We start from the raw sequence: 15199 nt of genomic DNA, 5'->3' as shown, positions 1-15199 counted from the left end.
TTAACAGAACAAGCGTTTCATCGATAGCATCTTGCTGTCTGTTTTGAGCAATGAGCGACAACGTTCTTGTTTCATGTATACGAATTTTGTTCAATAGCGTAATTGCGTGGCTATTACTTTCCTTCAGTAATTCCTCCATTTCCTGATGATTGCCATTAAGGGCTGCGGTTTCGGCTAATTCTGAATGGTATTCGAAAATAAGTTCCTGATTAAACTCTTCAAAACCGGCTTCTTGTAATAGTTTATATCCCCAATTGCAAAACCTGTATGCTGATATTAATGCTCCTGAATTTTTTGCCCTTTTTGAGGCTTCGAGACTGGCATTTAAAGCAAGGCTTATATCTTTTTTTTCTAATACTGCTTTACCTTTATGCAGGTGGGTGGCCAACTCATAAATATTATCAATCTCAGTGTTTTCGTCTAATCCCGACTCTATTTCCAGACCAATTTTTTTGTGTATGTTAGCCTGCTCAACTGGCAACATTAATTCATAAATACCTGATTGTATTTTATCGTGAATGAAGCGGTAATGTGTGTTAGTTGATTTAGGGTCTAATTCAAGCTTAGCATTGCCCTCAGCCGGAATAATCAATGATTCCTGTTTTGCTTTTTCCAGGTTTATTCCAATTGCTTTGTCATCATTATTTATTATAATTGAAACGGACTTTTCATCAAATGTGGCTCCAAAGCATGAAGCAATTTTTAATATTTCGATAACTTCATCATCCAGATTTTTTATTTTTTGTTTAATTAAATCTGCAATGTCTCCAGATATATCCTGATTACTGATTTTTTCTAAATCCCAGGTCCAGACGTTTGTGTGCGGCTCAAGGCGTATGAGTTTTTGATCATACAGGCTGTTGAGATATTCGATTATAAAATAGGGATTGCCCATTGTGCGGGTCTCTAAAATCTGCAATAAGCCTTCAATATTTTTTTTCGTATTGAAAATTTCTGATACAAAGAGTTTAATATCACTTCTGGACAATGGTTTTAATTCCAGTTTTTTAAAGTTGGTGCCCGTTTGTTCTATCTTATTAATAGCTGAATTCAAAGCCAAATTTTGGTTTGCTTCTTCTTTCCTAAAGGATCCAATAAAACAGAATGCATTATTTGTTAGATCGACTGTTAGTTTTTCAATGATGTCAAGAGATCCTTTGTCGGCCCATTGCAGGTCGTCAAGGAAAATAATCAATGGCCGTCCGGGGATGGCAAATAGTTTAAAAAACTTTTCTATGGTTTGGGCTAAACGCTGGGCTGAGTCATTAAGGTTTATACTGAGCCTGGTGTAGTTTTCTCCGGTGATCGATTTAAGGCCTGGTGCCAGTTCACTCAATAAATAAATGTTATTACCCAGTGATTCTGAAATACTTTCGCTAAAACTATTAAGTTCTTTTTCTTTTTGGGCGAGCACATAATCAGTAATTTGTTGTATTAATTGACCAATTGCCTGAAAAGGTTTCTCCTGCTCATACTGCTCAAATTTCCCACTAACAAATAAAACGGGCTGATTCTCAATGTTCTCTTTTATAAATTCGACTAACCTGGTTTTGCCTATACCTGAATAACCTTCTATGAAAATGTTTTGGCTCTGTGATTTTCGTGCAGCATAAATGGCATTTTTGAGGTAGTTAATTTCCTCTTCTCTGCCATATATTTTTTGTGGTAACTGAAATTGTTGGTTTATATCATATTTTCCAATGCTGTAATTTTTTGCCAGGTGAGGGTAATCCATTACCTGAATACATTTCTCTATATCTTTTAACAGACCTAAATCACTTTGGTACCTTAAAGCCGGGTCTTTTTGTAAAAGTTTATCAACCACTTCAGAAACCAGCTGTGGTATTTCCGGATGAATGTCAGACAGTTTAAGGGGTTGCCTGGCAATATGAGCATGAATCCATTCTCTTGTATTATCTGCTTTAAATGGTAATTTACCCGTTAGTAATTCATAAATGGTAACACCAAAAGAGTAGAAATCTGAGCGGTAATCAGGCTTGATTTCGAGGCGTCCTGTTTGCTCCGGAGATATGTATGCAAAGGTTCCTGAAACAAAATCTTTTTCTCCTGATTCGTTTTCTAAAGTATTGTTTTCAGCAAGGCTGAAATCAATCAATTTAAGTGTACCTGTCGATGGATTGTAGATAATATTCTTTGCATTAATATCATAATGGGTTATTTGCTGTCTGTGTATGTCTGACAGACCCAATGCAATGTCCCTCACTATTTTTAATGCGTCTTGGAGTTGTTTTTTATTTGTAATAGGTGTATGTGCCTGCAGGTAGTTTTTCAGTGTTGTTCCAAATATATCCTCAAGTACAAGAATGCCTTTGTTGTCGGCTTCAAGAAAATCGAGCGCTTTTATCACATGAGCTGACGCTATGCTCTTAAGCAGTTTAAACTCTTTTTTTAGTTGCTGTACCGTTTTTCTATTTTGATCTGCATTATCAACAATTTTCAATACAACACTGCTGTTTTCATTATTAACAGCTCTATAAGCATTATATTTTACGCCCTCAGCAAGTGTGTCTAATATTTTAAAACTTCCTGCTTTTTTTATCATCTCTTTACCTGTGTTGTATTTTCTATGAAAATTGAAAAAAGGATTGTGATTTTTTTTTAAGAAGGTATTTTTACCTGTATGTTTATCCTCCAATATAGATATTATCTCTGAAAAGTAAAAATCTTTAGCCATCGTGCTAATAGATCATTTGTTTTGAATCACAACTATCCGAAACTTTATAGTTTTTTGTGCTTATTACAATATATTATTGAAAAAATACAAGCTATTTCTTATCTGAATTTGTTTTCAAAGATTTAATTTTTGAGATACACTGCCATTTATGGCGGTGACAAGTTACCGTTGCTGCTTAGGGCTTTAGCCAGGAACTTTTTTTTATATAGATTAGGTTCCAGGCTGAAGCCTTACCGCTCTTGATTCTTACCTAAATCCACGCCATAAATGGCGTGGTAAGTCATCTGTATATAATTTTATAATATCAGGTTTAAACGAATTAATAGCAATTGACTTGAAAAACCACTTTTTTTCTGGCGATTTCAAAAAAAATGTCCCAATAATAAACGGTTATAACTATTGTTGACCTTTTATTTAAAAAAGTTTCGGATGAATGTGGTTTTGAATGATTTTATTGTATTTATAGCAGATGATGACAATAATAGTTTTCCTCAGATCATTATCTTTGATGCTTTTAATGATAAATTATGAACGAAGCACTTAATCCTGTATACATTATTATAGCCATATTGGCTTATTTTGGTATTTTAATGACAATTTCCCGTTTAACCGGTAGTAAGGGAAATAATCTAGGGTTTTACCTTGGTAACCGTCAGTCTCCCTGGTTTGTAGTTGCTTTTGGTATGCTGGGCGCCTCCTTATCCGGGGTAACATTTATCTCGGTCCCTGGTTGGGTTCAGGATACGCAATTTAGTTATTTGCAAATGGTGTTGGGGTATGTGGTTGGCTATGCTGTTATAGCCTGGGTGCTTTTACCGGTTTATTATAATTTGAAACTGACATCAATTTATACCTATTTAGAGCATCGGTTTGGCTTTTTTAGTCAAAAAACCGGTGCGTGGTTCTTTTTTATTTCCAGGGTTATAGGGGCTTCATTCAGGTTGTTCATCGTTGCAACTGTAATGCAGGTTATGGTTTTTGACCCTTTAAATATTCCATTTCCTGTTACGGTACTTATCACCATTTTATTGATATGGATATACACCAATCGCGGTGGTATAAAAACCATTATCTGGACCGATGTGCTGCAAACTACATTTATGTTTTTATCGGCTATAGTAACCATTGTGATTATTTACAATAATATGGCTGAAGACGGGTTGTGGAAGTTTGTTGCTAATTCTGAATATAGCCGTGTTTTTTTCTTCGATGATTGGAATAGCCCGAATCATTTTATTAAGCAATTTTTCTCAGGTATGTTTATTACAATTGTGATGACAGGCCTGGATCAGGATATGATGCAAAAAAATCTGAGTTGTCGTAATCTGAAAGAGGCGCAGAAGAATATGCTTTCTTATGGAATTGCTTTTGTCCCGGTAAATATTATGTTTTTGACGCTTGGTGTAATGCTCTATTCTTATGCAGCATCGCTTGGGTTAAGTATTCCCGCGCGTGGCGATGAAATTTTTCCGCTTGTAATAGCCCAGGGTGAATTGCCCCTTTTTGTGGCGATAATGTTTATACTGGGTTTGGTTGCTGCAGCCTACTCCAGTGCCGATTCTGCTTTAACTGCACTAACGACTACTTTTACTGTCGATATATTGGGCTTTAATCACAACGATCTGAATTCTGCCAAAGCACTGCGCACCAGGCGATGGGTGCATATTGGAATATCGGCATTACTGGCTGTTGTGATTATAATTTTTCAGATTATTTCTGATGAAAGTGTAATAAGTGCAATTTTTACGGTGGCCGGATATACGTACGGACCACTACTCGGACTTTTTGCCTTTGGCCTCTTTACAAAATATCATCCACGGGAGAAATGGATTCCATATATTGCCCTAGCATCTCCTGTAATTTGTTATATATTAAACCGATATTCAGAAGTATGGTTCAATGGTTTTCAGTTTGGATTTGAATTACTGATCATCAACGGAGCATTAGTTTTTATTGGACTTGCAATTTCTTCAATGGGCAAAAAGTAAGGGCTGCTCCTGAGAAACAGCCCTTAACTTGTATTTGGCAAGATTATTTATTTAGAGGTTTCGTTTGCTACTTCCTGTTCAATAAATGTGGCAAATTCGTCAATTGACATCTGTCCCTGGTCACCTTCGCCTTGTTTCCTTAGCGCAATTTTGCCTTCGGTCATCTCTTTCTCGCCCACAATGAGCAGGTAGGGGATGCGTTTTAATTCGTTGTCGCGTATTTTACGACCAATTTTTTCGTTGCGTTCATCAACAGATACACGTACATCGCGAGCAGCAAGTTTTGCTTTCACATCTTTTGCGTAATCGTTGAATTTTTCACTAATGGGCAGTATTACAGCCTGTTCTGGTGTGAGCCAGAGCGGAAACTTTCCGCCGGTATGCTCCAGTAAAACAGCCACAAAACGTTCCATAGAACCAAAAGGTGCCCGGTGAATCATAATTGGGCGGTGACGATTGTCATCGCTTCCTATATATTCCAGTTCGAAACGCTCGGGTAAGTTATAGTCAACCTGGATGGTACCCAGTTGCCATTTGCGCCCGATTGCATCGCGTACCATAAAGTCGAGTTTAGGGCCATAAAACGCAGCCTCATTGTACTCTACTTCGTAGTTCATGCCTTTTTCATCGGCAGCTTCAATAATTGCTTTCTCAGCTTTTTCCCAGTTGTCATCGCTTCCAATATATTTTGAATGGTCGTTTTGGTCGCGCAAAGAAACCTGAGCCACATAGTCTTTAAAGTCGAGTGTTTTAAAAATATACAGAATGATGTCTATAACCTTTATAAACTCTTCTTTTAACTGGTCGGGACGGCAAAAGATGTGTGCATCGTCCTGGGTAAAACCGCGTACCCGGGTCAATCCGTGAAGTTCGCCAGATTGCTCGTAGCGGTATACTGTACCAAATTCAGCCAGGCGAATGGGTAAATCTTTATATGATTTTGGCGTAGCTTTGTACATTTCGCAATGGTGCGGGCAGTTCATAGGCTTGAGCAAATATTCCTCGCCCTCTTCGGGTGTGTGAATGGGCTGAAATGAATCCTGACCATATTTTGCATAGTGACCAGAGGTTACATATAAATCTTTTTGGCCTATATGGGGCGAAATTACCTGTTCGTAGCCATAATCCCGTTGTACCTTTTTCAGGAAATTCTCAAGGCGTTCGCGCAGTTCGGCTCCTTTAGGCAACCACATTGGCAAGCCCTGTCCAACTCGTTGTGAGAATGTGAAAAGCTCCAGTTCTTTACCCAGTTTCCTGTGATCGCGTTTTTTTGCTTCCTCGAGCATTTCAAGGTATTCGTCCAGCATTTTCTTTTTAGGAAATGTAATGCCGTACAGGCGTGTGAGCTGTTTGCGGTTTTCGTCTCCGCGCCAATAGGCTCCGGCTACACTGGTTATCTTAATGGCTTTGATGGGAGAGGTGTCGGGCAGGTGTGGTCCGCGACACAAATCGGTAAAATTTCCCTGTTTGTAAAATGTAATGGTGCCATCTTCTAAATCATTGATCAGTTCTACCTTGTATTCATCTCCTTTTTTCTGGTAGTATTCTAATGCCTCTTTTTTGGGAACTTCTGTGCGATGATATTCCTCTTTTTGCCGCGCAAGCTCCAGCATTTTGTCCTCAATTTTTTTGAAATCAGCGTCGGTTAGCTGCCGGTCTCCAAGGTCAATGTCATAATAAAAGCCTTGCTCAATTGCGGGCCCTATACCGAATTTTACTCCCGGATAAAGCTGTTCAACAGCTTCTGCCAGCAAGTGGGCTGAAGAGTGCCAAAAGGCATGTTTTCCTTCTTCATCTTCCCATTTGTGTAATTTAATGCTTGCATCGTCTTTAATGGGGCGGTGTATATCCCATAGCTCATCGTTTACTGTAACGCTAAGCACTTCCTTGGTCAGCCGTGGACTAATATCTTTTGCAATTTCTAATCCGGTAACTCCGGGTTCATATTTCTTTGTACTATTATCAGGTAGTTTTATTTCAATCATAAAAAATTATTTTTCAAGTTTCTGTACTTCATCAAGTATCTCTTTCACCAGGTCATGCAATTCATTCTGAATGTCTTTAAAATATTTTTTTGCATTCGTTTCATGCTTAACCTTTCTGTATTGGTTTATTCTGCTAAGTAGTTCCTTCTTTTTCGTTAATAGCGTGGTGGCAAGGTCCGTCAATTTAGATTCGTATTTACCTTCATACATTACATCTGCTACCAAACATTCAATTATTAACTCATTCGTTATGTAATGAATGTCTTTTTTTAATTCTTTAATACTTGCCATAATTCCAAAATTTTAGTTTTCCTCGTTAAAATAAAGCTTATAGTAATTCATTCTTCTAATGTCGTCAAATCCTTTTTCCATATTTTCGGGATTCCCGTGTACATAAAGGTGAAAGTTTTTGTCGAGTTTGATCACAGGCCTGAAATATTTCTTTTGCTTTTTTAGCGCTGGTTTCGATATTTTGAAATCGCTGTTTGGCTCTGTCTCATACTGTTCTTTAAACTCACCTTTAAAGTCTTTAAACGCATCTATTATGTCGGGTTCGTTAATTACCTCCTGTTCAAAATTTTGTTCATCGAATTTATCGTGATTCTCAAAATACTCCTGCGACCGTTTCATAAAGTTAAGCTGGTCGGGTGTATTAAAATTGTTTTCTTCTGTTAAAACGTCATCACTAAATGCTTTGCAAAGATCAATATAATTCTTTGTATCGTAAAACTCATCTTCACGAATATTTACCTTTAAAAATTCATTCATCCAGTACATAGCTTCGCCCGACTGGTTTGTTTTGTCTACAATACTGATTTTATATCCTTCTGCTTCTTCTGTATTAAAAATTAAGCATCCTTTATCCAACTTTTTTATGTTGATACCTGTTTGCATATCAACATTGTAGTGATTGTTTTGTTGAACGACTTTTAAAAAAGTATCCTTGTTTTCGCTTTTAAAAATGCCGATGGCATCGGTAATTTCATCGTCGACTACGCAACCTGCAAAGTGTACCACATATACTTCGCCCTGTTTGATGTTGGGATGTGTTGATACCGAATGCAGATGTCGTGCTATGTACTGCGATTGAGCCGCAAACAAATTGGGATCGGCAAATAGTTTTTGTGTATGCTGAAACATTTCATGAAAATCCAGCCCGTTTTCATGCTCAAAATGATAATATGCATCAGGTTTAAAAGGGCGTAAAAAGAAATCTACCAAGAGGTGCTCAATATCTTCCTCAAGCTCTGGTAAAACCGATTCTGAAAGCTCCAGTGACTGTTCCTCCTGGTTGGAGCCAACTTTATGTATAATAATGTTTTTGAGTGATACTTCACTAAAGTCGAACATAGGCAAAAATTTCCGCTAATTTAAAAAAGATATTCGTTTAATTCAGGTAAAATTACCCTGTCTTTCACTATTCATTTCGTTGTATATTTGTTTAAAACAAGATTAGAAATGCTTCAACACCAAAAACATATACTGAAAGCGCTTCAAAATGAGCCTGTTTTGTTTTTGAAAGAAGTGCAGAAATCGTTCCAATGGCTTTCTGATCAAGAAATAGAATATTTAAAATCATGGCTCAAAACACAATACCCTGAGCTGTATAGAAAAAGAATAAAATATTTGTTTATAATGAATCCCACCTGATACCTTTTGCGACCCTGATTAAGCATTCCTTGCACTTCCCAGGTGCAAGGTTTGTTTTTTTTACATAATAAGCTTTATGGGTTGCCCTGTTTTTGAAATGTTAAAATCATAAGGCATTATTTAAATCTCTGTTTATTTTAGTAAATTGTATGTTAGTTAAATATGTCAAATAGTGATGTGTTTTGTTGTTCATCTTCCCCGTGCTTATGCATGTGCGCTTCTTTTACTTTAAGCTGATTAGGTATGCATAGAATTATTTTTGGGATTCTGTTGATCTGTATTATTCACTTTTCTGTATCTGCTCAAACAAACATTGATAGTTTACAGACTATTATAGAAAAGGGAACGCAATCTGAAAAACTCGATGCCTTACTCGAAATTAGTACAATCTACCTAAGTATTAATGTAGATACAAGTTTGATTTATGCCAACAAATCACTGGAATTATCGAAAGAAATTCAGGATAAAACCAGGGAGGCAAAGGCTCTGAAGAAGAGGGGCGTGGCTAATTATTATTTAAGTAATATTGACAGTGCGTTGGTTGATTTTAAACAATCAAGGCGTATTTACAATAAGCTGAAAATGAGAAAAGAAGAAGCTGGTCTGCTCTCCAATATTGGAATTATTGAAACGGATCTGTCTAATTATCAGCAAGCTCTGGAAGACCTGAATGCAGCTCTTCATATTTATCAGGATATAAATGATTCAGTTGGAATATGCACTGTTTATGGTAGTATTGGGGCTATTTATCTTTCGGTGAGTAGTTATGAGAAAGCTCTGAATTATTTTCAGCAATCATACGATATAGCAATAAAAGCAGGAGACGAATTTTCCAAAACCAGTGCCTTGCACAATATGGGACTTGTTTACCATAGTTGGGGGGAATTTGAAAAAGCTGTTTCCCGGTATCAGGAAGCTATGAAAATGGCCCGGGAGCGCGATGATCAGAGAACGGTTGGCCATATTACCTTAAATATTGGTGTTGTATATTACGATTGGGGCAATTATGATAAAGCCCTTGAGTATTATCAGAAAGCATTAAGTATTCATGAACAGATGGGAGATTTGCCCAATATGACCAACTCACTAAATAATATGGCCATAATTTATGAGCATAAAAAAGAAAGAGATAAAGCGCTTGACTTATATATGAAAGCCTTAAGTCTTGCAAAAGATGCCGGTAGGAAAGTATCTGTCGGTACAGCATATCTGAATTTAGGAACTTTTTATACAGGGGAGCAGAACTATGATAAAGCCATAGAGTATTTCAGAAAATCGCTTGAGTTGAGAAAAGAGATAGAAGACCACCGCGGTGTGGCTACAGCTTTAATTAGCCTTGGGAATGTCTATTCTGAACTAAAACAACAGCGTAAAGCAATTAATTATTATAAGTCGGGCATGAACCTCCTTGAAGCGTTAAACAGCCTTAACGATTTAAAGGAAACATATGGTTCTATTGCGATGGCATACAAGGATATGGGTGATTATAAAAAGGCTTTTCAGTTTTATGAAAAATATACGCTGTTGAAAGACTCGATTTTTAATAAGGAGGCCCACCAGAACATCACGGATATACAGACCAAATATGAGACAGAGCAAAAAGAGAAAGAGATTGAGTTATTGAACAAAGAGAAATTAGTTGATCAGTTAAAAATGCAGGAACAGGATGCAGCAATAAAAAAACAGCGTATTCTGATTATTGCCTTTATAGTTGTTTTTGCACTCATCCTTGTTTTCTCAATAATTGTTTACCGGCTCTATAATCGTATTCGCACGGCAAATCATGTCCTGGCCCGTCAGAATAAAGAAATAAGGGAACAAAAAGCGGAAATTGAATCACAGCGCGACGATATCACCTACAAAAATGCTGAACTCGAACAAAAAAATGAAGAAATTACAGCACAACGCGATGAAATTGAGGCGCAGCGCGATATGGTGATGCAACAGAAAGAGCAGATTGAATCTATTCATCTGGAAGTTACTCAGAGTATTGATTACGCTATGCGCATACAGCAAGCGGTTTTGCCAGCGCAAAGTCTATTGACCAGTAAGGGGCTCGATCATTTCATTTTGTTTAAACCTAAAGATAAGGTAAGTGGCGATTTTTACTGGTGGACTGAAATTGAAGATTTTACAGTAATTACAGCTGCCGATTGTACCGGGCACGGTGTTCCGGGAGCTTTTATGAGCCTGCTTGGCATATCATTCTTGCGTGAAATTGTTATGAAAGAATATATTACCCATCCTGGTGTTATTTTACGCAGGTTAAGAAAAGAGGTGGTTAAATCTTTGAGCCAAACAGGGAAGGAAGGTACACAAAAAGATGGCATGGATATGAGTTTGCTGGTGATTAATCACAAGGAGCAAACATTTGCATGGGCAGGAGCCAATAATCCGCTGTGGATAGTAAGGGCCGATGACCATGATGATTACGATGATATGGCCTCGAAAATTGAAGTAATAAAAGCCGATAAAATGCCCATTGGTATTTATGAACGTATGGATAAATTCCAGAATCATGAACTTCAACTCCGCAACAATGACAAACTTTATATGTTTTCCGATGGCTTTCCTGACCAGTTTGGAGGCCCGAAAGGAAAAAAATATAAACAAAAAGCATTTAAACGACTTATTGCTTCAACTTCGCATCTTTCTATGGTTGAACAGGGTGCTTACCTTGAACAGGAATTGAAAAAATGGATGCAACACGATGGCGAGCATTTTGAGCAAGTCGATGATATTACAGTACTGGGAATATCTGTTAGTATTTAAGTCGTCTTTTACCTAACAGGTATAAAAGTGTTTTTAATTAGCAGGGTAAATTACTTGTAATATTGTGTTTTTTGTATTATTTTTAATTAGTTGTTTCATAGTTTTTAATAGTTGTTTCCCACTTAAGGGGAGGCTGAAAATACGTGAGATGATTTTCATGAAAATAGGTAGATCAACGCTTTATGGGATTATGAAAAGTAAATATTTTTATCAGATAATATAGAAAAGCCATATATGATTACTTCCCGAATTGATTACGATACAGGAATATTATATGTTGATTTTAAAGGTGAAATAACCCTCGAGGATTTGCTGGAACATGTAACCATACAAGAGCGACGAAGTCACTACCCCAAAAAGCTAAAAATACTTACAAATGCTACTACTGCAGAATTTTTTCTTCAACCCCGGGATTTGGTTGCGGTTAAAGAAGAAATGTCACGAACACTTAAAAAATACAAAGTAATTTATGATGCATTTGTAGTGAATCACACCAAAAGCACGGCATTATCAGTCTTTTATATGGAATTGGCTACGCTGGACAATTACCACTTCAAGGTTTTCTCTACAAAAGAGGCGGCAGAAAACTGGCTTAAGTCCATTTAGACCCATACCATAACATTGTTTGTTATATTTGTTACTTTATGTTAATTTAGCCGCTTTCATAAATATAAAAGGCTATGCATAAGGTTTTTTTCCTGTTAATCCTGTTTATTTCCACAACAGCATTTACTCAAAATCTATCAGATACCGCTTTTCAGTCATTTGATGGGTATTTAATTGTTGACTCTGCAATGAATCAAGGCAATATTGCTGATCCTTTGTTTTTAATTAAGGGACGGGCAGCCGGTTTGACAGTCACAAAAGGTGATGGTCACCCGATGAATCACGAATCAGTTTTGATTCGTGGAATGGGGTCAAGGGGTTGGGACAATAGACCATTGTATGTGATAGATGGTATTCCTGGTGCTGATCCATATGGGCTTTTCCCCGGGCATATTCGATCAATGAAAATTCATAGAAATGTAGCATCTACATCGAAATATGGTATTTATGGGGGAAATGGTGTTATTGAAATTAATACTATTGGTAATTTCATTAAGGATACATTTCAAGTTTCATATCATAGCATGATTTCATTTGATCAACCTTCAGAAAGACTCGATTTGTTAACTGCGAGTGAATTCAGAAGAGAAGCTCAGAGATTTGCCAACATAATGGAAATGCCGGTTGAAGAATTTTTCGATGATTTAGGCGCATCAACGGATTGGCAGGATGAGGTTTTTAGACAGGTAGTTACACATCAGCAAAATGTTGCCGTCAGCCAATCTATAAATAATACGCGTTATCGGTTGGCTTTTAATTTCAGAGATCAGCCGGGTCTGCTGATTCAATCAGGGAAAAGAAAGATAGGCCTCAATAGTTACGTTAATCAATCTTTATTCAACGATAAGCTGAATCTAAGCATAGGCTATACGCTGGCAGACCTGAAATATAAAGGAATTTCAGAAAGGGATTCTGAAACGGTTCTGCTTCAGGCCTATACCCGGATCCCGACCAATCCGGTAAATATGCCGGCTGATACATTTAGTTTTGTTTATCCTTACCATTTTTATGGCCATTATGACCCTGTGTTTTTGATTAATAGTTATCATAATACACAAAAGCGGAAAAGTCAACGTATTAATGTAGCCTTAGACTATAAGCTATCGGAATTATTGACATTTTCTATTAATTCGGGTTTGCAGAAAATAGAAAAAGATGAGGAATTTTTCATGGAAAATGCTGTGATAATGAATACTCGAATTTCCAGTTTCCGCGAAAGAACAGATAAGTTATATTTTCTCAATAGTCAATTGAACTTTGAGATTCCATGGTCTGATCATTCAATTTTTACAAGTAATATCTTCTATAGTTACCAGAATTCGAGGTTTAATAAATACATTAATACATATCTCAGTAATTTACATAATCAACGAAACAATGCTTTATCTGGTGAGGTCAATTATTTTCATAAAAGAGGATTGAAGATTCGATGGATAAGTCGCTATGATAATATCATGCTGCATGATGTTGATGAATACCGTAAGCATTATTGGAGCCATTCTGTTTCTCTGGGGTGGAATTTAAAGAAATTAGTAACTAATTCCTTATTTGAAAGGTTCAGCAGACTTGAATTTCAATATCTTTATGGAAAAGCATTTAGTCAACCATTACCAAATCAAACAGTCAGACCATTACATGATAATTTTCACCCTACTAGCGAGCATGTTTTTTCTTTTAAAACCGGTTTACTTAAAAACAGATTAACTCTTGACGTTAATTTCTATAAACGTACAACATCCAACAAACATTACCTTGTTATTTATACCAGTTCTGGGCCGGGTTTTTCTCCCTATGATTATATCGTAATTAATAAAGGCGCAGAGGCTGATTTAAGATGGTTGGTTTTCAGAAAAGAACAGTTTTCATGGAATACAGGATTTCATTATCAACTTAATAATAATCGTATAAAAACGCTTAACTCAGATTATAGTTTTGTATATTCCAGGTATGGTGATCAGATATTTGATGAAGGCCAGTCCTTGTATACATTTAACATGTCTGAATATGCTTATTCCGAAGGTATAGATTTGTATTATTATGATAATGAAGGAGGGATCACCACCAATCCTTATGATGCCCGGAAGACAAGAGCCTCTGTTTTTCCTGAATACCAGGTGGGGTGGCAAAATGAATTACATTACCATAATTTTAATTTATCATTTTCGATGCGTTACGTGCATGGTAACTATATTTATAATGCTGATCGATTAATACTAAGTGAGTTACACTTCCCTGACAATAATGCATTAAGTGGTGAGTTTTATCCAAACCTGACTCATTCTTATCACTCGGACTTTTTTCTTGAGGATGCTTCGTATTTACGTATCGATAATATTGTTCTAGGCTATACATTGAATCTTGATCATTGGAATATGAAAGGATTAGTTAATGTATATTTTGGTGTTAATAATTTAGTTACGCTAACAAATTTTTCGGGGCTGAATCCGGAGATAGACTATGAGCGCCCGGTAAATGGATGGGAAGCGCCTATATTTTACAACAATGATATGACGGGGATATCGGCAGCATCGGGATATCCGCCTCTTCGATCGTTTTTTATGGGAGTGAAAATTACCATTTAAATTAGAATAGGCTGTTTTTTTTATTTAATCAAAAAAACGCCCACAAATATGCGGGCGTTTTTTGGTTTTAGAAAACAGACTATCTAATCACTATTCTTTCGCTATGAATTTCGTTTCCTGTTACAATCTGTAACATATACATACCTTCTGTCTGACCGGCAACGTCCAGGTCAAAGCCCTGACCATTGTAGTCGAGTTGTGCAGCTTTAACGAGTTGTCCGTTCATGTTGTACATTCTAACTTCAGCAGTGTTGCTGGTTGTATTCATGTCGATGTGTACAAGCTCATCAGCAGGTTGTGGGTAAATGGAAATGTTTGTTTCTGCCAGTTCTTCGATGGCTGTTGCACCTTTGCCGCTGAATGAAACGGTATAATCTTCCACTTCACCGTAGCTGAATGTTTCGCATGATGTTGGTGCTGCGTTGTATTTCATGGTCACGCGCATGCGTGTTGTGCCAGATGCATTGGCATCGATATTAATGCTTCCACTAATTTCTCCCGAACCGTTTCCGCTTCCAATTTGCTCACCAGAATCAGTAAAGTCACCGTCTTTGTTGTAATCGATCCATATTACCCAGTATTCAGTGTAAGTACTGCCTGAGAATCCCGGCGTTAATGTAACGTTGGTGCTTGCTCCCGGTGTGAGTGTAATTGTCTGACCGGTGAAATCGGCATAACCGCCATTGTCACCAGAGGTGTTGGTAAAGCTGTCGAAAGAAATGCTTTCGATCCATTCGTAAGATGAGTTGTTGCCTTGTGAAGCGCAATAGCTTACACTACCTTCATTTACAGAGATATAACCTGTTTTAGTTTCGGTATCGCTGCCTGCGCTGTTTGTGGCGGTAAGGCTTACCTGGTAAGTGCCGGCTGTGCTGTATGTCACAGCTGGGTTCTGACTGGTACTGGTCGATGGTGTACCGC

At 37.2% G+C, this 15199-nt stretch carries 9 protein-coding genes; 4 read left to right on the top strand and 5 right to left on the bottom strand.

Annotation, left to right across the window (positions count from 1 at the left end; translation table 11 throughout):
• The coding region (locus VJ937_RS00430; RefSeq protein WP_324064948.1) for a protein kinase domain-containing protein at positions 1-2695 on the bottom strand (2695 nt) is incomplete at its 3' end.
• A 527-nt stretch (positions 2696-3222) separates the two neighbouring features.
• Here VJ937_RS00430 and VJ937_RS00425 point away from each other — a divergent pair.
• On the top strand, positions 3223-4683 hold the full coding sequence (locus VJ937_RS00425; RefSeq protein WP_324064947.1) for a sodium:solute symporter: 1461 nt from the start codon (positions 3223-3225) through the stop codon (positions 4681-4683).
• Positions 4684-4730: 47 nt separating this feature from the next.
• On the opposite strand, the gene thrS is transcribed toward VJ937_RS00425, so the two are convergent.
• From thrS to VJ937_RS00410, 3 genes are read right to left on the bottom strand one after another with little or no spacing between them, the layout of a single operon-like run.
• On the bottom strand, positions 4731-6668 hold the full coding sequence (gene thrS, locus VJ937_RS00420) for a threonine--tRNA ligase (RefSeq protein ID WP_324064946.1): 1938 nt from the start codon (positions 6666-6668) through the stop codon (positions 4731-4733).
• Between the two features lie 6 nt (positions 6669-6674).
• Positions 6675-6959, bottom strand: a complete 285-nt coding sequence (locus VJ937_RS00415) for a hypothetical protein (protein WP_057954618.1) — start codon at positions 6957-6959, stop codon at positions 6675-6677.
• 12 nt (positions 6960-6971) lie between these two features.
• Positions 6972-8018 carry a nucleoid-associated protein gene (locus VJ937_RS00410; protein WP_324064945.1) on the bottom strand — a complete coding sequence of 349 codons (1047 nt, stop codon included), beginning with the start codon at positions 8016-8018 and terminating at the stop codon, positions 6972-6974.
• Between the two features lie 543 nt (positions 8019-8561).
• On the opposite strand from VJ937_RS00410, the gene VJ937_RS00405 reads away from it, so the two are divergent.
• The 3 genes from VJ937_RS00405 (at position 8562) to VJ937_RS00395 (ending at position 14278) form a co-directional block, all read left to right on the top strand.
• The gene (locus VJ937_RS00405; RefSeq protein WP_324064944.1) at positions 8562-11090 is read left to right on the top strand and encodes a tetratricopeptide repeat protein; all 2529 of its coding nucleotides are present in this window, start codon (positions 8562-8564) and stop codon (positions 11088-11090) included.
• A 234-nt stretch (positions 11091-11324) separates the two neighbouring features.
• Positions 11325-11696 (top strand): hypothetical protein, encoded by a 372-nt coding sequence (locus VJ937_RS00400; protein WP_324064943.1) that lies wholly within the window; start codon positions 11325-11327, stop codon positions 11694-11696.
• A gap of 74 nt (positions 11697-11770) precedes the next feature.
• Positions 11771-14278: a hypothetical protein gene (locus VJ937_RS00395; RefSeq protein ID WP_324064942.1), complete on the top strand. Its 2508-nt coding sequence runs from the start codon at positions 11771-11773 to the stop codon at positions 14276-14278.
• Between the two features lie 79 nt (positions 14279-14357).
• Here VJ937_RS00395 and VJ937_RS00390 read toward each other — a convergent pair.
• On the bottom strand, positions 14358-15199 hold an 842-nt coding region (locus VJ937_RS00390), incomplete at its 5' end, for a GEVED domain-containing protein (protein ID WP_324064941.1).

Origin of the sequence: Salinivirga sp. (assembly GCF_035268865.1) — a bacterium.
Lineage (GTDB): Bacteria > Bacteroidota > Bacteroidia > Bacteroidales > Salinivirgaceae > Salinivirga.
This window is presented reverse-complemented; position numbering and strand designations above follow the sequence as displayed.